At 57.0% G+C, this 16,922-nt stretch carries 17 protein-coding genes; 9 read left to right on the top strand and 8 right to left on the bottom strand.

Annotated features, from left to right (window positions below; all coding sequences use genetic code 11):
* Nucleotides 1–37: 37 nt before the first annotated feature.
* The 3 genes from AC4ICF_RS11440 to AC4ICF_RS11430 form a co-directional block, all read right to left on the bottom strand.
* Entirely contained in the window at nt 38–1,693 is a 1,656-nt protein-coding gene (locus AC4ICF_RS11440) for a glucan biosynthesis protein D (protein ID WP_116339984.1), read from the bottom strand.
* 242 nt (nt 1,694–1,935) lie between these two features.
* Nucleotides 1,936–2,709 (bottom strand): transporter substrate-binding domain-containing protein, encoded by a 774-nt coding sequence (locus AC4ICF_RS11435; protein WP_316379114.1) that lies wholly within the window; start codon nt 2,707–2,709, stop codon nt 1,936–1,938.
* A gap of 155 nt (nt 2,710–2,864) precedes the next feature.
* Nucleotides 2,865–4,034, bottom strand: coding sequence for a pyridoxal phosphate-dependent aminotransferase (locus tag AC4ICF_RS11430; RefSeq protein ID WP_163329325.1), 1,170 nt, complete (start codon nt 4,032–4,034; stop codon nt 2,865–2,867).
* Nucleotides 4,035–4,148: 114 nt separating this feature from the next.
* On the opposite strand from AC4ICF_RS11430, the gene AC4ICF_RS11425 reads away from it, so the two are divergent.
* Nucleotides 4,149–4,991, top strand: coding sequence for a LysR family transcriptional regulator (locus AC4ICF_RS11425; protein ID WP_316379113.1), 843 nt, complete (start codon nt 4,149–4,151; stop codon nt 4,989–4,991).
* On the opposite strand, the gene AC4ICF_RS11420 is transcribed toward AC4ICF_RS11425, so the two are convergent.
* Nucleotides 4,978–6,483, bottom strand: coding sequence for a carboxylesterase/lipase family protein (locus AC4ICF_RS11420; RefSeq protein WP_439209798.1), 1,506 nt, complete (start codon nt 6,481–6,483; stop codon nt 4,978–4,980). The two genes, AC4ICF_RS11425 and AC4ICF_RS11420, sit on opposite strands and share 14 nt — an antisense overlap.
* Nucleotides 6,484–6,526: 43 nt before the next feature.
* Nucleotides 6,527–7,870 (bottom strand): 2-oxoadipate dioxygenase/decarboxylase HglS, encoded by a 1,344-nt coding sequence (hglS, locus tag AC4ICF_RS11415; RefSeq protein WP_316379111.1) that lies wholly within the window; start codon nt 7,868–7,870, stop codon nt 6,527–6,529.
* A 526-nt stretch (nt 7,871–8,396) separates the two neighbouring features.
* On the opposite strand from hglS, the gene AC4ICF_RS11410 reads away from it, so the two are divergent.
* From AC4ICF_RS11410 to AC4ICF_RS11375, 8 genes are all read left to right on the top strand, one after another.
* Entirely contained in the window at nt 8,397–8,582 is a 186-nt protein-coding gene (locus AC4ICF_RS11410) for a con-10 family general stress protein (RefSeq protein WP_004150795.1), read from the top strand.
* Nucleotides 8,583–8,676: 94 nt separating this feature from the next.
* Nucleotides 8,677–9,171, top strand: coding sequence for a YciE/YciF ferroxidase family protein (locus tag AC4ICF_RS11405; protein WP_008502272.1), 495 nt, complete (start codon nt 8,677–8,679; stop codon nt 9,169–9,171).
* Nucleotides 9,172–9,194: 23 nt separating this feature from the next.
* Complete coding sequence (locus AC4ICF_RS11400; protein WP_013096662.1) at nt 9,195–9,398, top strand: hypothetical protein; 204 nt, start codon at nt 9,195–9,197, stop codon at nt 9,396–9,398.
* Between the two features lie 25 nt (nt 9,399–9,423).
* Nucleotides 9,424–9,930 (top strand): ferritin-like domain-containing protein, encoded by a 507-nt coding sequence (locus tag AC4ICF_RS11395; RefSeq protein ID WP_014831871.1) that lies wholly within the window; start codon nt 9,424–9,426, stop codon nt 9,928–9,930.
* Nucleotides 9,931–9,945: 15 nt separating this feature from the next.
* Nucleotides 9,946–10,818: a manganese catalase family protein gene (locus AC4ICF_RS11390; RefSeq protein WP_008502274.1), complete on the top strand. Its 873-nt coding sequence runs from the start codon at nt 9,946–9,948 to the stop codon at nt 10,816–10,818.
* A 66-nt stretch (nt 10,819–10,884) separates the two neighbouring features.
* The gene (locus tag AC4ICF_RS11385) at nt 10,885–12,288 is read left to right on the top strand and encodes a cytochrome ubiquinol oxidase subunit I (RefSeq protein ID WP_316379110.1); all 1,404 of its coding nucleotides are present in this window, start codon (nt 10,885–10,887) and stop codon (nt 12,286–12,288) included.
* Nucleotides 12,288–13,298 (top strand): cytochrome d ubiquinol oxidase subunit II, encoded by a 1,011-nt coding sequence (gene cydB, locus AC4ICF_RS11380; RefSeq protein WP_316379109.1) that lies wholly within the window; start codon nt 12,288–12,290, stop codon nt 13,296–13,298. The genes AC4ICF_RS11385 and cydB overlap by 1 nt, the downstream gene beginning before the upstream one ends.
* Before the next feature lie 8 nt (nt 13,299–13,306).
* Nucleotides 13,307–14,932, top strand: a complete 1,626-nt coding sequence (locus AC4ICF_RS11375; RefSeq protein ID WP_316379108.1) for an alpha-amylase family protein — start codon at nt 13,307–13,309, stop codon at nt 14,930–14,932.
* Here the strand turns inward: AC4ICF_RS11375 and AC4ICF_RS11370 are convergent, their stop codons facing one another.
* The 3 genes from AC4ICF_RS11370 to AC4ICF_RS11360 are packed head-to-tail and all read right to left on the bottom strand — an operon-like array spanning nt 14,933 to nt 16,913.
* Complete coding sequence (locus tag AC4ICF_RS11370; RefSeq protein WP_163329313.1) at nt 14,933–15,919, bottom strand: SDR family oxidoreductase; 987 nt, start codon at nt 15,917–15,919, stop codon at nt 14,933–14,935. It lies immediately after the preceding gene.
* A gap of 17 nt (nt 15,920–15,936) precedes the next feature.
* Nucleotides 15,937–16,455: a 2-oxo-tetronate isomerase gene (locus AC4ICF_RS11365; RefSeq protein ID WP_116340004.1), complete on the bottom strand. Its 519-nt coding sequence runs from the start codon at nt 16,453–16,455 to the stop codon at nt 15,937–15,939.
* Nucleotides 16,456–16,466: 11 nt separating this feature from the next.
* Nucleotides 16,467–16,913 (bottom strand): DUF421 domain-containing protein, encoded by a 447-nt coding sequence (locus tag AC4ICF_RS11360; protein ID WP_116340006.1) that lies wholly within the window; start codon nt 16,911–16,913, stop codon nt 16,467–16,469.
* Between the last annotated feature and the right edge of the window lie 9 nt (nt 16,914–16,922).

Genomic DNA, 16,922 nt, shown 5'->3' with positions numbered 1-16,922 from the left:
ACCCTAACCCTCTCCCGGAGGGAGAGGGAATCGATCGTTAACGCATTACCCGGTCATCAACGTAATGACGTTTATCCGGCGCTGGCGGGAAATACTGATACAGCCAGGTTTCGCTGATGGCATCGCCCTGGCAGCGCAGGAACAGGCGCATATCCACCGGTTCGGTAGAGTCAGAGGTTGGGTACCAGTCAAACAGAATGCGATAGCCGTCAAACGGTTCAACGTAAAGGATTTCAACCTGCTTTGCTTCACCACTGGAGAGCGTAATCACCGGCTCGATGCCCTTCGGTGCGGCGGCCTTCAGGTCGCCGCCGACGAAGTCGATAGCAAAGCGACGGGCCCACACTTTCGGGTAATTTTCGCCCGGCGCCCAACCTTCCGGGAAACCGCCCATGCCGGTGCGGGTCGCGTAGACGTTCGCCAGCGGGGAGCGCACCGGCGGCTGTGCGCTCCAGTACAGACGATATTTGAAGTCCAGCTCGGCGCCCGCTTTCACCGGTTTTTCCGGCTGCCAGAAGCAGACCACATTATCCAGCGTTTCACCGGTGGTCGGGATCTCCATCAGCGCGATGGATCCTTTACCCCAGTCGTTGCGCGGTTCAACCCACAGGCTCGGGCGCTTGTTATACCAGCCCATCACGTCCTGATAGTGCGAGAAATCGCGATCGAGCTGCAGCAGCCCGAACCCTTTCGGGTTTTTGTCGAGGTAGGCATTGAACTGCAGCTTCTGCGGGTTATTCAGCGGACGGCAGATCCACTCCCCGTTGCCGCGCCACATGGCCAGGCGGTCAGAGTCGTGGATTTGCGGGTGAATGGTGTCGCACATGCGGCGTTCGTTATTGCCGCAGCTGAACATGCTGGTCATTGGCGCGATGCCGAGCTGCTTGATGTCCTTACGCGCGTAGAGATGGTTTTCCACCTCCATGATCACCTGGCTTTTTTCGCAGTGGATCACGAATTTATAGGCACCGGTGATGCTCGGGCTGTCCAGCAGCGTGTAGACGGTAAAGGTAGTGTCGCCCGGCTTAACGGTTTCAAACCAGAAAGAGGTAAAGTCCGGGAACTCTTCCGGCGTGTCGGTAAAGGTATCTACCGCAAGACCGCGAGCGGAAAGGCCGTACTGGTAGGTGTCATCCACCGCGCGGAAATAGCTCGCGCCCAGGAAAGAGACGATATCGCGACGCGCCAGCTCTGGCGCTTTAAAGGCGCGGAAGCCCGCAAAGCCGAGATCGCTTTGCCCTTCCAGCTGTTTGGTATCCACCCCCGTTTCGCCGTAGCTGAACAGCTCAGGACGGAAGTGGATCTCGCGCGCCATCGAGGTCGACTGGTCCAGCGAGAACATCCGCACGCGGCGGCGGAACCCCATTCCCATATGGAAGAACTGCACGTCCAGCTGACGCCCTTCAATGTTGTTCCACAGTGACTGCTTTTCATCGTAGCGGATGGCGTTGTACGCCTGCGGCGTCATGGTCGCCAGCGTCTCCGGCAGCGGACGCGGCGCGCCCCCCCACGGGGTTTTCGCCAGGTCATGCGCCATGGATTGCAGTACGGAGAAGTCAAAACGACGGCTCTGGCCGTCAGCAATGTCAGAGTCGGCCGCGTATGCCGCTTTGGAAAACAGGGAAGCAAGGCCAGAGGTACCGCTCAGGGCTGCCACTGCCAGCGAGCCTTTTAGAAAACGTCTGCGATTCATGCCTGGAAAAACGTCCTTATGGTCGTGTGAATGTGTTTCGCGCTCGGCGAAATGACGGCAAGAAAGAACGCACAGCCTAAACAAAAATGGTTAAGAATCCAATTGTTGGCCGGTGATTATCTGAACAAAGTGAGAAATATTTTCTGTCGACCAGAACGGCCCGAAAGTGGTGTAAAGAAAGCCTGGAAAATGTGTATAAAAATGCCCCGTCAGGACATCAGCTGACGGGGCAAATGAGGCGGTTATTTTACGCTGACATCGATACCCGGGAAGTACTTATCAGCGAGTTTAGCGATCGTGCCGTCGGCACGTACTTTATCAATCGCGGCATCAAGCTGCTTTTTGGTGGCCTCGTCCCCTTTACGCAGCCCAAAACCGATCCCACTGCCGAGGATAGTGTCGTCAGACACCGGTTTGCCGATGAAGCCAAACCCTTTCCCCTGCGGCTTGCTGAGGAAACCTGCCTGCCCGGCCGCGGACATGACCAGCGAGGCGTCGATACGGCCATTCAGCAGATCGCCCCAGGCCATATTCTGATCTTTATAAGACACCACGGTGACACCCTGCTTTTCCCAGTGCTCTTTGGCATAGGTTTCCTGAATGGAGCCCTGCAGCACGCCGATGGTTTTCCCCTTCAGCCCTTCAGACGTCGCCTCAACCGCCGTCCCGGCCTTGCCGACCAGCTGAGACGGAATACGGTAGATCGGCTGGGTGAAATCAATGCTCTTGCGGCGCTGTTCGGTGATATTCATCGCCGAGTTGATGGCGTCAAACTTCTTCGCCACCAGCCCCGGGATCAGCGCGTCAAACGAGGTTTCCACCCAACTGCACTTCAGCGCAGCCGCTTTGCAGATGGCGTTACCCAGCTCAACGTCAAACCCTTCCAGCTCGCCTGAGGCATTGCGGCTCTCAAACGGCGGGTACTCCGCTTCCAGACCGTATCGCAACTCGGTGGCAGCGAAGGACGAAAAGGTACACAGCAATCCCATGCCGACAACTAACGCGCGTAATTTCATTTCAAACTCCTCAGAGCCTATCCCAGTAGGCGTAATTGTTGAAGACAGTTTGGTACCGGACAGCGCACAGAAACCGGAACGTACATGTAGTACGTGAGGATTTCGAGCACTGCCCGGTGCCAAAATGGCGAATAAAATAGCCTAATGGGATAGGCTCAGCGTGGTTTAACCCGACACAGGGCTTGAGCACCTGCCCGTAACGTCGCCTCATCTTTCGCAAAAGAGAGACGAATCAATTTATTATCCGTGCCGTCCGCATAAAACGCCGACAGCGGAATGGTGGCAACACCGTACTCAACGATCAGCCGTTTCACCAGCTCGCTGTCCCGCTCGTCGCTGAACCGGCTGTAGTCCGCCAGCATAAAGAACGATCCGGCGCTCGGCAGTAGGGTAAACGGCGAATCGGCCAGCAGACCGTGCAGCAGATCGCGCTTGCGCTGGTAAAACGCCGACAGCGACAGCCAGGTTTGCGGATCGGTCATGTGTTCTGCAAACGCGTGCTGCATTGGCGTATCGGCAGAGAACATCAAAAATTGATGGACTTTACATATCTCGTCCATCAGTTCTGCGGGTGCCACACAATAACCCACGCGCCAGCCGGTGACGTGATAGGTTTTTCCGAAAGAAGAAATAATCACGCTGCGCTCCGCCAGTTGCGGGTGCGTGGCCATCCCGTGGTGCGGCTCCCCATCGAACACGACGTGTTCGTACACTTCGTCAGACAAAATAATGATGTCGGTATTGCGCGTCAGCGCCGCCAGCTGCTGCAGGTCATTGGCCGTGAAGACCTGGCCGCTCGGGTTGTGCGGCGTATTGATGATGATCATACGCGTGCGCGGGGTGATGGCGGCACGGACCTCGTCCCAGTTGACGGCAAAATCCGGGACCGTAAGCTTGATGGCGACAGGCGTTGCCCCCTGCAGGCGAACAATGGGCGCATAGCTGTCAAACGACGGCTCAAAGTAGATCACTTCATCGCCCGGGTGCACCAGCCCGCTTATCGCTGAATAGAGCCCTTCGCTGGCACTGGCGGTCACCAGCACCTCGCTGGCAGGGTCATACTGCGTGCCGTAGAGGGCGGCAATTTTATCAACAATACGTTCCTTGAGCGGCTGCAGGCCGGTCATTGCCGCATACTGGTTATGCCCTGCCTCCATCGCGCGGGTGACGCCGGCGATAAGCTTCGGGTCGCAGGAAAAATTCGGCGCGCCCTGAGAAAGGTTAATGGCATTATGCTGGGCCGAAAGCTGGCCGATAACGGTAAAAATGGTGGTTCCCACATCTGGCAGCTTGGAGCGCGTTTGCACCGGCGTTCGTAAAGTCATCCTCTTTCCCTTCTCATGGACATTGCATAACTATTCAAACAACAAGTGCGTTGCCGGGACAATCGAATTGTTGTCATAATAGCCATGAGAAAAATGCATAGCTGAGGTGTTTTCATGTCGCGCCGTTCGCTCCCGCTCACTGCCATCGACGCATTTTTAGTTACCGCGCGTCATCTGAATCTGACCCACGCCGCCGCAGAGTTGTGTCTGACGCAGGGGGCCGTGAGCCGCAAGATTTCCTCTCTTGAGACGTGGTTTGGTTTTCCGCTCTTTGAGCGCCACGCGCGCGGGTTGCGCCTCTCGCCCCAGGGCAGCGCCCTGCTGCCTGAGCTGCAGTCCGCTTTCGGGCAGCTGCTGACCGTAGCCGACCAGGCTCGCAGCCTGCACACGGTGATCCGGCTTAAGGCGCCTACCTGCGCCATGCGCTGGCTGGTGCCGCGTCTGCTGGAGGTGGAGCGCGAGCAGCCGGACCTGCAGATCGCGCTCACCACCACCACCGATCATAACGTCAATTTCAAAACCGAATCTTACGACGCGGCCATCGTCTTCGGCACGCACATGAGCGCAGGCGATCTGCTGTTCGAAGAGGCGCTAACCCCGGTATTCAGCCCCGTCAGGGCGGGTGCCGCACTGGGTTCGCTGACGTTTCTTCACCCGACAAGGGATAAGACAGACTGGTCACTGTGGCTGGCGAATCAGGAAGGTCCGGGCTTTGCTATGCACAAAAATCAACACTTCGATACGATGGATCTCGCCATCACCGCCGCCATTCAGGGGCTTGGTGTTGCCATCGCCGACGAAACGCTGGTGGCAGAAGATGTCCGCGCCGGAAGGCTGATGCGCCCCTATGAAGCAAGTGTAAAAACCGGCGCGAGCTACCGGCTGGTACTGCGCGAAACGCCTTGTCAGGAAAATGGTCTGTCGGCGTTTCGCGCCTGTTTGCTTAATCGAGGCTGACGTGGTGCTTCATCACTCGCTTAAAAAGGCTCATGCGGGCGCGCATAAAGCGGTTTTCAAGCCTGAAACCTGCATGTTTATTCACGCCAATACGTAACAGCACGTCCCGCCCTTTGCGGCAGGCTGGCCAGCGCGTCGGCCCGTGAAGGCAGTCATGTGTTCCGGCATCGCGCGCAAAGCTTACCCAGTAATCAGCCACCTGGGCGGCAAACTGTAGATCCCGCTCATTGACATACTGACGTGAAGGCTCCACCTGGCCGAGGGTATCGAAGACATAGGGAACTTCGTTGCCGTGCCAGGCGCCGTTAATATACGTGCCATGTTCCGCTTCGGCCACATAGTCAAACCAGTAACGCCAGCAAAGCCCGCCGACGCGCTGCTGGGCCTGCATCACCACGTAGCCCATGGTGGTGAAGGCCATGTCGCGGCATACCTGCCTGCCGAGCTCCTCATCGCCCTTCACGCCCGGATAAAGCAGCTTGATGAGCCCCAGACCGAAGCGGCGCTCCCGGCGAAGCTTCTGGATTTGCCCTGCGAGGTCGACCCCAAACACCGCCATCACGCTGGCTTCATCGCTGTTGGAGCCAATCATCACCGGCACGGGATGCTGGCGGGCGGCGAAAAAGACGTCCAGCATCGCCTCCGGCAGAACGCAATCCCCGACGATGGGCGCCGGGGCGACGTTCAGCGGCGCGGTCAACGGCCAGAACGCCTCGGGCGGAATGGCGCGCAGCTGCTCTGCCGTCGCGTTCTCCAGACCAAAATGGGCGGCCAGCGCTTCCCCTTTTTGCAGGGCCTGCTCGCGCGGCGTGTCCGGCAAGGTGTATCCGCTTTGCACTATCGCCTTATGGAACAATCCTGCTGCCAGCGGCGAGGCCAGCAGAGAAAGCACGCTGCGCGCGCCGGCGGATTCGCCAAACAGGGTGACGTTATTGGGGTCGCCGCCAAACGCGGCGATATTCTCCCTCACCCATTCGAGCGCGGCGATCTGGTCCAGCAGGGCAAAATTATGCACCACCCGCTCTTCTTCCCCCTCCAGCGCGGGATGGGCGAAAAAGCCGAGATGGCCGAGACGGTAGTTAATCGTGACAACAACCACCCCGCGTGATGCCAGGGCTTTGCCGTTGTACGGCGGCAGGCCACCGGCGCCGATCGTAAACCCGCCCCCGTGCAGCCAGACCATGACCGGCAGCGGCCCGGTACGGTCAACGGGGGACCAGACGTTAAGATAAAGGCAGTCTTCAGAAAACTGTCCGGGATCGCCCCCGCCCAGCTCCTGACAATATTCACTGCTTTGCCAGCTTGAGGGCGAAAAGGCGGTGGCTTCACGCACGCCTTCCCAGCGTTCCGGAGGCCGCGGCGAGCGCCAGCGCCACTCGCCAACGGGCGGCGCGGCATAGGGAATACCGCACCAGCGGTGAACGTTTTCATCGGTTAAACCAGACAGTGCGCCCTGGCGCGTTTCAACCACAGGGGCGGAAGGATTTTGCATAACAACCTTATTTTTTCCATCACACCCCTGAAGAGTAACGATTTCAGAGCAAACCGCAACGCTGTTTGCTGCGCGTTTCCGCCTCCTCGTAGAGCGTAAACTCGTCATACACCGGGCAGCCGAGCGCGGCTTCAAACGCATTGCGGCTGGCATTACCGTGGCTGCGGGCCTGGGTTTCGTTCCCGAGATTGGACTGGAAAATCCCCGCCGCGCTGACCGGGAGGAAATCCTCGTAGGTGATCGGCTGAGCAACCACCCACCCGCGCTCGATCAGCGGTTGCGGATCGTCTCCCGGACGAAACGCGTGGCGATGGGCTTCTCCCGCCGGGGTCAGGCGATAGCGAAAATAGGCCAGCTCCTGACGGCGCAGGAACATTTCGCTGTCCGGGAAGGCGCTGAAAGTCTCCTGCAAATGCAGCTGGTGCGTGAGGTTATCTTTACCGGTTCCGGCCTGAGCCAGCAGGCTATCGTACAGTTCCCGGCCTTTCGGGGTCAGCGCCACGCCGCGCTGTTCAATTTCACCGAAGCGCGCGGTGTGGGTGCCTTTGTGTTCACCGGCGAAAAGCACCGGCTCTTCCAGCGCCTTGAAGCTGGTCTGACGCAGCAGGATCGGCACTTCACGACGCGGCGGCCCTTCGATCAGAATTTTTGGCTCAATGCCATACTTCGGCATCAGCTCCTGCACACGGTCAATGTCCAGCGTGCGCGGCGTGAGGTGGTTGATATGGCACCCGGGGAAGCAGACCACGTCGGCAATCAGACGGTGCTCGTGACTCAACGCCAGGTAGGTCTCCTGGTCGACCGTTGCATGACGGTGCCAGCGGAAGGTTTCTAACGCTTCCTGTACAAACTCGTGCGCCTGCGCTTCGGTAAAGCCCCCTTCCAACTCGTGGAGATCAATAAGTTCCAGACAGCGTGGCGTAAAGATGTTTCGGTGAGAGAGAATCTCTGCCGCCCGCTCGCGTAACGCCAGGTTTTCAATCAGCTCAAGGCGCAGCAGAGAGGTAAAGATACGAAACGGATTGCGGCACAGCGCCGCATCATCAACCGGACGAAACGCCGTAGAGTGGACCGGTACCCCCGCCTGGGAGAGATCGTAATAGCTGACCGGATACATGCCCATAATGGCAAACATACGGCGCAGAGTGGAAAGCTCTTGTGCCGTCCCGACGCGGATCGCCCCGTGACGCTCCACGTTAAGGCGCGCCAGCTCGTCGGCATTCGCCAGTTGTTCATGTAAGAGTGGGTTATTTTCCAGAACCGCCAGGTTTACGTCCGCAACCAGTTCAAGCAACGTGCCGTACTGCGGAACTTCCTGCTGGTACATCGCCGACATAGCCTGCGAAAAATGTTCCCGAATATCATCAGCCGTGATGGTGTTCGCCATGATGTCATGCCTCCAGTGAATATTACCTGGAGTGTAGAGAAACCCGTTCCTTCCGGGGGGAAGAATTTCTGATTTGTGATCTTAAGACGACAGTGGTCAAACCGTGTGCTACCGGTCGCTGACGCGCCCTGCCGAAACGCGCTTTTCGCCTCGTCATCTTTTTCCAGGATTTTCCTTATAATTATTTATGGCTCTGTTTTCTAGCTATAAAGTATTAATTTTTCGCACGGCGCTGCTTGCAAAATAATCAGTCATGGCACGCCCTTTATTTTATCTTCACCTTTCAACTTTTTAGTCGAAACTTAGGACTAATCTTAGCTAGCGTTTACAAGTCCCTCCCAATTCTCAATATTTTCCCGTCAGACGAAGCGCAAAGCGTTCAATATTCAAAAATAACGCAACCGCAAATAGCAAGACGCATTTGACGAATGCACCACAGCGACTAAAGTTATTAATCGAACGACGAGTGATACGGAATATTTTCGTATCGTACTGACATAACCAATATATGAATATGAGGTTTAATATGGCAGAGCATCGTGGTGGTTCCGGTAATTTCGCTGAAGACCGTGAAAAAGCATCAGAAGCTGGACGTAAAGGTGGCCAGCACAGCGGTGGTAATTTTAAAAACGATCCGCAACGCGCATCTGAAGCGGGTAAGAAAGGGGGACAGAACAGTCACGGCGGAGGCCGTAAATCTGATAACTCCTGATCTTATTTAGTACTCTTTTAATAAAACCAGAGAGCATGCTGCGGGCTGAAAAGCTCGCAGTACCCTCTCCTTATTTTACCGGAGCGTAATAATTATGAATATGAAAAGTGTTGAGGATGTATTTATTCATCTTCTCTCAGATACCTACAGTGCGGAAAAACAGCTTACCCGCGCGCTGAGTAAGCTTGCCCGTGCCGCTTCCAGCGAGAAACTGAGCGCGGCCTTTACTGCACACCTTGAAGAGACGCAGGGCCAGATCGAGCGTATCGACCAGATCGTCGAACAAGAAGACGGTATCAAACTCAAGCGCATGAAATGCGTGGCGATGGAAGGCTTAATTGAAGAAGCCAACGAAGTCATCGAAAGCACGGAAAAAAATGAAGTCCGTGATGCTGCCCTAATTGCCGCTGCGCAAAAAGTAGAGCATTACGAAATTGCCAGTTACGGTACTCTAGCAACGCTTGCAGAACAACTTGGCTATAAAAAAGCCGTTAAGCTTCTTGCCGAAACGCTGGAAGAAGAAAAAGAGACCGACCTTAAACTCACCGATCTGGCCGTTGGAAATATTAACCAAAAAGCGCAGAAATGACGCAATAATACAGGTTAAATAAAATGAGCATCAGTCCCAGGACAATTAAACGGTGCCATTTAACGGCAGCTATAATATGGTTCATTCTCGCTATCCCTTCCGTAATATGGTGGAAGAACAGCGTGCTATGGGTCATTATCATCAGCATTTACGCCAATATTGTCGGCCATTTATCTGGCTACAGTGCCGCGCGTGCCGATCAGGCTGCTGAGAGTGAGACCAAATAAGCGAACCCCTAATGAGGATACAATGATGAATCACGTAGAACACTACCATGACTGGCTACGCGATGCCCATGCGATGGAAAAGCAAGCCGAGTCAATGCTGGAATCCATGGCCAGCCGCATCGATAATTATCCCGATGTTCGCGCCAGAATTGAACAGCATATTAATGAGACAAAACGGCAAATTACATTGCTGGAGGAAATCCTCGACCGTAATGATATTTCTCGTTCGGTTTTAAAAGACTCGATGAGCAAAATGGCGGCGCTGGGTCAGTCCATCGGCGGCATGTTCCCGTCTGATGAAATCGTTAAGGGCTCAATCAGCGGCTATGTTTTCGAACAGTTCGAAATCGCCTGCTACACCTCCCTGCTCGCCGCCGCAAAAAAAGCGGGCGATACCGCCTCCGTGCCCGCCATTGAGACGATCCTGGCGGAAGAGCGCGAGATGGCCGACTGGCTGATTCGCCACATCCCGCAGACGACGGAACAGTTCCTGCTGCGTTCAGACGCATCGGGTGTCGAAGCGAAAAAATAACTCAGGAGAGTCTATATGTTTCGACACGTTAAACAGCTGCAATACACGGTTCGCGTTGCTGAACCGAACCCGGGTCTCGCCAATCTACTCCTGGAACAGTTTGGCGGGCCGCAGGGCGAACTGGCGGCCGCCTGCCGCTACTTTACGCAAGGGTTGAGCGATGACGATCCTGGCCGTAAGGATATGCTGATGGACATTGCAACCGAGGAGTTAAGCCACCTCGAAATCATCGGTACGTTGGTCGGCATGCTGAATAAAGGTGCCAAAGGCGCGCTGGCGGAAGGGGTTGAAAATGAGGCTGAGCTCTATCGGTCCATGACCGAAAACGGGAACGACAGCCACATCACTTCCCTGCTCTACGGCGGCGGCACACCGCTCACTAACTCGGCGGGCGTGCCCTGGACGGCGGCCTACGTCGATACCATCGGTGAGCCGACGGCGGATCTGCGCTCTAACGTGGCGGCAGAGGCCAGGGCGAAGATCATCTACGAACGGCTGATAAACGTCACTGACGATCCCGGAGTAAAAGATGCGCTGGCGTTTTTGATGACGCGTGAGGCGGCGCATCAGCTCTCCTTTGAAAAAGCGTTGCAGTCCATTCGTAATAATTTCCCGCCGGGGAAACTGCCGCCAATCGAGGAATTCACCAACAAGTACTACAATATGTCAGAAGGTGGAGAGGTTCGCGGAAGCTGGAACAGCGATAAGCACTTTGATTACGTTGAGTCCCCCCAGCCTGCGGTGGATGGCGGTGACGGCAGCGCCAGCGTGACGCTCACAACCGAACAGGCAACCCTGGTTAAGGCGATGTCTGCCCGCACGAAGTCCGATCCACATTCCGACCCGCTGACCGGTGCCGAGCTGGGCGCCGGAAAGACTAAACCTTAATCGGTTTTGCCGGTAGCCCTGCGCTACCGGTAATTCTCGTGCCCCATCGCTTCAGAGGTACGGACAATGTTCGAACTTGATGCATTCCATCTCGCCAGAATTCAGTTCGCTTTTACCGTCTCGTTTCACATTCTTTTCCCGGCGATTACCATTGGTCTTGCCAGCTATCTTGTCGTGCTGGAGGGCATGTGGCTGCGCACCAAAAACGACGTCTGGCGTTCGCTTTACCACTTCTGGCTCAAGATATTTGCCGTTAACTTCGGGATGGGGGTGGTTTCCGGGCTGGTCATGGCGTATCAGTTCGGTACCAACTGGAGCGGGTTCTCCCAGTTCGCGGGCAGCATTACCGGCCCCCTGCTGACTTACGAGGTGTTAACCGCCTTCTTCCTGGAAGCCGGCTTTCTTGGCGTTATGATGTTCGGCTGGAACAAGGTCGGCCCCGGGCTGCACTTCTTTTCAACCTGCATGGTGGCGCTCGGCACGCTGATGTCGACCTTCTGGATCCTCGCCTCCAACAGCTGGATGCACACCCCGCAGGGTTTTACGATTGAAAACGGACAGGTCATTCCGCAGGACTGGCTGGCGATTATCTTTACCCCCTCCTTCCCTTACCGCCTTATTCATATGGCCATCGCCGCGTTTCTGAGCAGCGCGCTGTTCGTCGGCGCGTCGGGCGCATGGCACCTGCTGCGCGGAAATGATACCCCTGCCATACGCACCATGTTCTCCATGGCGATGTGGATGGCGCTGCTGGTCGCCCCCATCCAGGCCGTGGTGGGCGACATGCATGGCCTGAACACGCTTGAGCATCAGCCTGCCAAAATTGCCGCCATTGAGGGGCACTGGGAAAATCCGCCCGGTGAGGCCACGCCGCTGCTGCTGTTTGGCCTGCCGGATATGGACGAGGAGCGCACCAAATACGGTCTGGAGATCCCCGCCCTCGGCAGCCTTATCCTGACGCACAGCCTGGATAAGCAGGTGCCGGCGCTGAAAGACTTCCCGAAAGAGGATCGCCCAAACTCAACCATCGTCTTCTGGTCGTTCCGCATCATGGTCGGGATGGGCCTGCTGATGATTACCCTCGGCCTGGTCAGCCTCTGGCTACGCTATCGCCACAGGCTCTATCACTCGCGCCCGTTCCAGTGGTTTGCCCTCTGCATGGGGCCCGCGGGTCTGGTGGCGCTGCTCGCCGGCTGGGTAACCACCGAAGTGGGCCGCCAGCCGTGGGTCGTCTACGGTTATCTGCGCACAATTGATGCGGTCTCCCTGCACAGCACCCTGCAGATGAGCATCAGCCTGCTGGCGTTCTTCGTTGTCTACTCGTCGGTGTTTGGCGTGGGCTATGTTTACCTCATCCGGCTGATTAAGAAAGGCCCGCAGCCTGTCGATACGCTGACCTCAAACACGTCGGGCACCCCCGCCCGTCCGCTGTCTGCCGCGGAGTCTGTTCCGGAACAGGAGAGAAACTGATGGGCGTCGATATCTCTGTTATCTGGTTTGCCATCATCGTCTTTGCCACGCTGATGTACATCATTATGGATGGCTTTGATTTGGGCATCGGCCTGCTGTTTAACTTCGTGGGCGATGCGAAAGAGCGGGATGTGATGGTCAACAGCGTCGCACCCGTGTGGGACGGCAACGAGACCTGGCTGGTGCTCGGCGGCGCCGGGCTGTTCGGCGCGTTCCCGCTGGCTTATGCGGTCATTATTGATGCGCTCACCATCCCCCTTACTGCGATGCTGATCGGCCTCATCTTTCGTGGGGTAGCCTTTGAGTTTCGCTTTAAAGCGACGCCTTCGCACCGCAAATTCTGGGACTACTCTTTCGCCGGTGGCTCCCTGCTCGCCACCTTCAGCCAGGGGATCGTCGTGGGGGCGGTGATCAACGGCTTTGAGGTTGAGGGCAGACGATTTGTGGGCTCGCCGCTTGACTGGCTGACGCCCTTTAACCTTTTCTGCGGTATCGGGCTGGTCGTCGCCTACACGCTGCTGGGCACCACCTGGCTTATCATGAAAAGTGAAGGCGCATTGCAGCACCGCATGCGCGAGCTGACCCGCCGCGTGCTGCTGGCCCTGGTGGTGGTCATCGCGGTCGTCAGCGTCTGGACGCCGCTCGGCTGGCAGTACGTAGCCGACCGCTGGTTTACCCTGCCCAACTTCTTCTGGTTCCTGTCAGTTCCGCTGCTGGTCGGGCTTTTCAGCGTGCTGATCTGGCGCCTGACCCACAACCCGAGCAGCCACTCGCGTCCCTTCCTGCTGACGCTGGGGCTGATTTTCCTCGGCTTTAGCGGCCTGGGTATCAGCCTGTGGCCGAACATTATTCCACCGCGCATCACTCTGTGGGAAGCCGCAGCGCCCCCCGCCAGCCAGCTGTTTATGCTGGTCGGGACCCTGCTGATTATTCCGGTGATTCTGGTGTACACCGCCTGGAGCTACTACGTCTTCCGGGGCAAAGTGTCGGATACTGAAGGCTATCACTGAGGAACGCTATGACGGACTGGCATACACGAGCCATTATCTACCAGATTGATACCGCGCTTTTTTACGATATGAACGGCGATGGCTGCGGGGATATCCCCGGGATAGCGGCCAAGCTGCGCTATATTCGCCGCATGGGGGCGACGGTTATCTGGATCACCCCGTTTTACCTCACGCCCTTTCTGGATGAAGGCTACGACGTCAGCGACCATCTGCAGGTGGATCCCCGCTTCGGAAAACTGGCCGATATCATCGCCTTTATCGAACAGGCCCGGGAGCTGGGCATGCAGGTCATTATTGAGCTGCTGATCCAGCACACCTCCGACGCCCATCCCTGGTTCCAGCAGGCTCGCCGCAGCCCCACCTCGCCGTATCGCGACTACTATATCTGGTCGGATAGCGACGACGACGACACGCCACCCATGTTCCCCGGCGTGGAAAAGAGCATCTGGAGCTGGGATGACGAGGCGGGACAGTATTACCGGCATATGTTTTATCGTCACGAGCCGGATCTGAACCTGACCTCGCCCGCCGTGCTTAAGGAAATTGAGAATATTATTCTCTTCTGGCTCAAGCTGGGGGTGTCCGGGTTTCGCCTCGATGCCGCGTCCCACCTCACCACGCAGGCGGGCAACGGTGACGAAAAGAAGGGCCTGTGGATCCTGGAGCATATGCGCCGTCTTATCGAGCAGCGCAATCCGGACGCCATCCTGCTCGGTGAAGTGGACGTGGACGTTGAGACCTATAAAGACTACTTCGGCAATAACGACCGCCTGCATCTGGTGCTTAATTTCTGGCTCAACAAGTATTTCTACGTCAGCCTGGCCAGGAAAAGCGCCCGCCCACTGCGCAACGCGGTGAAGAAAATGATCGTCCCGCCCGATTCATGCTGCTTTGCCAACTGGCTACGCAACCATGACGAGCTGGATCTAGAAGGGATTAGTCAGAAAGATAAACAGTTTGTCCTCGACACCTTCGCCCCTGACGAGGAGATGAACGTCTATCAGCGCGGGATCCGCAGACGCCTGGCGCCGATGCTGAATGGCGATCAAAAGCGGCTGGCATTCTGCCACGCGGTGCTCTTCTCCCTGCCGGGCGTGCCGGTGATGCGCTACGGAGATGAGATCGGCATGGGTGATGACCTGGAGCTGGAGGAACGCTACGCCGTTCGCACCCCGATGCAGTGGGCAGGTTCGCAGGGCGGCGGTTTTTCGGCGGCCGATCCTGAAAAATTTATTGCGCCGATAATCGACCACGGACCCTATCGCTATCAGAAAATCAACGTCGCCGATTCGCTGCTTCACCGCAACTCGCTCCTGCACCGGATAATCGATATTGCCAATACCCGCTCGGAGTTCCCTGAAATTGCCGTGGCGCCCTTTCGCCTCATCACCCTCGATCATGACGCGGTGCTGGGGATCTATTACGAGACCGACGAGCGCAGCATCCTGACCTTCGTTAACTTCAGCGACCAGCCCGTTCAGTTCACCGCAAAAGGGATCCGCCACGCCACCTGGACCGCCTGCCTTGAGGACAAACGCTACGACGACGCGCTGGTTTGCGGCAAAACCGTCGAGCTCAGTATTAGCGGCTACGGCTACCGATGGTTCTGGACGCACCGCAGCGCGCTGCGCTGATTAGCGTTTCCGCCGGGCGATCAGACGGGTCAGCATAATCCCCGCCACCGCGAGCGCCCCCAGCGCCACCTTACCCGGCATACCGGAGGTGACGGACGGGGCGCGGTCTTTTGCTTCGTCCGTAAAACGCCCATGGATTTTGTGCAGGTCGTTAACCGGCTGGTCGAGATAGTCCCGGCGATCCGCTGCGTTCAGATCGTCGGTCATCTGGCCTTCCCAGGCCTTTTTCACCATCAGCCGGTCAAGATAGCCCGGGAAGAGAAATTGCCCGACGATGGACTGGATGGTGCTGCTGCCCACCCACAGCTCGCGCACCGGTTTCTGTGCAACTTTAAAGATGGCCCTGGCGGCGACTTCAGGCTCAAAGACCGGCGGCACCGGGCGCATAGCCCAGGCAAACTTATTCCTCGCCCATTCGAACTGCGGCGTATTGAGGCCCGGCATTTGAACCATCGAAAGCTGTACCCGGCTGTTCTCGTGCATTAGCTCAGTTCGCACCGCATCGGTGAACCCGCGGATCGCCGCTTTGGCTCCGCAGTAGGCCGACTGCAAAGGGATGGAACGGTAGGCCAGCGCGGAACCCACCTGAATAATCACGCCCCTGTCGCGGGGCACCATCAGCTCCAGCGCGGCGCGGGTGCCGTTGACAAACCCGAGGTAGGTGACATCCGTCACGCGACGAAACTCATCTGGCGTCAGGGTACGAAACGGTGCCAGCACGGCCCCCATCGCATTGTTGACCCAGACATCAATCGCCCCGAGGCGATACTCGATCTCGTTAGCCGCATCCACCACCGCCTGGCTGTCGGCGACGTCCGCCTGCACCGCATGGGCATTAACACCAAAGCGGCGCAGCTCTTCCTGGGTTGAGTGCAGGCTGGCTTCATCGCGGGCGATAATCCCCACATTGTAACCTGCCTTTGCAAAGTGCAGCGCCGTGGCTTTTCCCACGCCCGCCGTCCCGCCGGTAATCACTATGACCGCCATAGAACCTCCGCGTGAATTTAGCCGTTATTGCCGTCCGACAGTTTTGTTACCAGTTCCGCGAGCGAGTAGTGCACCGCTTTCTCCACCACATCCTCACAGTCGCCGGAGAAAAGGACGGTGCGGGTTTCCGTCTCGCCACGCACATTCCAGGCAAAGCAGACCGTACCCGCCGCGGTGCCGTCATCGCCCCCTTCCGGGCCCGCATAGCCGCTGATAGCGATGCTGATATCCGCCCTGGCAATGTCGCGGATGCTGGCGGCCATCTCGGTGACCGTCTGTTCACTGACGGCGGTGTAGCGCGCCAGCGTCTCAGGACGCACGCCGAGGATCCGCGATTTGGCTTCATCGCTGAACACAACCAGCCCGACATCATAAAAATCGGCCGTGTTTTCCTCTGCACACAGCGCCACCGAGAGCTTTCCTCCCGTGCAGGATTCCGCCGTGGTTAAGCGCAGCCCGGCATCGGTTAATTTACTCGCCAGCTTTTTGGTGAGTTCACTCACGGTAAAATGACTGTCGTGTAAAAGATTGCTCATCTTGCCGCCTCTTATTTCTCAAAAGGAATGATTGAAATATGACCATTGCGCTCAAGTATGGCATATTTAATTCCACTCATTTCTGTAATGCCATTATTCTGTCGCGCTGACACCAGAATATCATCACAGGACACGTCGACTTTTTTTAGCTTATCCGCTAGCGGCACGCCGTTTTCAACCAGAATTACCGGCGTACCATCCAGAATATTCTCCACCGGTGAAAAATACTTCTTCATAAGCCCAAATATAATGTCAACTACCACCAGCGTGGTAATGGTAATCATCGCGCCGGTGACGGAGAAATCCTGACCCAGAAGCGCCTGTTGCGTCGCCTCACTAATAATCAAGAGGAGGATGAGATCAAAGCTGGTCATCTGCAGCAGCGCGCGACGCCCCGCCACTTTAAATACCACCACGAGAAACAGATAAATCGCCAGCGCGCGAAAGACCATATCCATATCAGCCTC

This window comes from Enterobacter sp. ECC_219_Taxon_10 (assembly GCF_058354905.1).
Note: the sequence above shows the minus strand (reverse complement) of the source record. Positions and strands in the feature narration are given on the sequence as shown.

Bases quoted from the DNA above. Each gene is read 5' to 3' on its own strand.
- AC4ICF_RS11440 (WP_116339984.1), bottom strand. From the start codon at position 1,693: ATGAATCGCAGACGTTTTCTAAAAGGCTCGCTGGCAGTGGCAGCCCTG.
- AC4ICF_RS11435 (WP_316379114.1), bottom strand. From the start codon at position 2,709: ATGAAATTACGCGCGTTAGTTGTCGGCATGGGATTGCTGTGTACCTTT.
- AC4ICF_RS11430 (WP_163329325.1), bottom strand. From the start codon at position 4,034: ATGACTTTACGAACGCCGGTGCAAACGCGCTCCAAGCTGCCAGATGTG.
- AC4ICF_RS11425 (WP_316379113.1), top strand. From the start codon at position 4,149: ATGTCGCGCCGTTCGCTCCCGCTCACTGCCATCGACGCATTTTTAGTT.
- AC4ICF_RS11420 (WP_439209798.1), bottom strand. From the start codon at position 6,483: ATGCAAAATCCTTCCGCCCCTGTGGTTGAAACGCGCCAGGGCGCACTG.
- hglS (WP_316379111.1), bottom strand. From the start codon at position 7,870: ATGGCGAACACCATCACGGCTGATGATATTCGGGAACATTTTTCGCAG.
- AC4ICF_RS11410 (WP_004150795.1), top strand. From the start codon at position 8,397: ATGGCAGAGCATCGTGGTGGTTCCGGTAATTTCGCTGAAGACCGTGAA.
- AC4ICF_RS11405 (WP_008502272.1), top strand. From the start codon at position 8,677: ATGAATATGAAAAGTGTTGAGGATGTATTTATTCATCTTCTCTCAGAT.
- AC4ICF_RS11400 (WP_013096662.1), top strand. From the start codon at position 9,195: ATGAGCATCAGTCCCAGGACAATTAAACGGTGCCATTTAACGGCAGCT.
- AC4ICF_RS11395 (WP_014831871.1), top strand. From the start codon at position 9,424: ATGAATCACGTAGAACACTACCATGACTGGCTACGCGATGCCCATGCG.
- AC4ICF_RS11390 (WP_008502274.1), top strand. From the start codon at position 9,946: ATGTTTCGACACGTTAAACAGCTGCAATACACGGTTCGCGTTGCTGAA.
- AC4ICF_RS11385 (WP_316379110.1), top strand. From the start codon at position 10,885: ATGTTCGAACTTGATGCATTCCATCTCGCCAGAATTCAGTTCGCTTTT.
- cydB (WP_316379109.1), top strand. From the start codon at position 12,288: ATGGGCGTCGATATCTCTGTTATCTGGTTTGCCATCATCGTCTTTGCC.
- AC4ICF_RS11375 (WP_316379108.1), top strand. From the start codon at position 13,307: ATGACGGACTGGCATACACGAGCCATTATCTACCAGATTGATACCGCG.
- AC4ICF_RS11370 (WP_163329313.1), bottom strand. From the start codon at position 15,919: ATGGCGGTCATAGTGATTACCGGCGGGACGGCGGGCGTGGGAAAAGCC.
- AC4ICF_RS11365 (WP_116340004.1), bottom strand. From the start codon at position 16,455: ATGAGCAATCTTTTACACGACAGTCATTTTACCGTGAGTGAACTCACC.
- AC4ICF_RS11360 (WP_116340006.1), bottom strand. From the start codon at position 16,913: ATGGATATGGTCTTTCGCGCGCTGGCGATTTATCTGTTTCTCGTGGTG.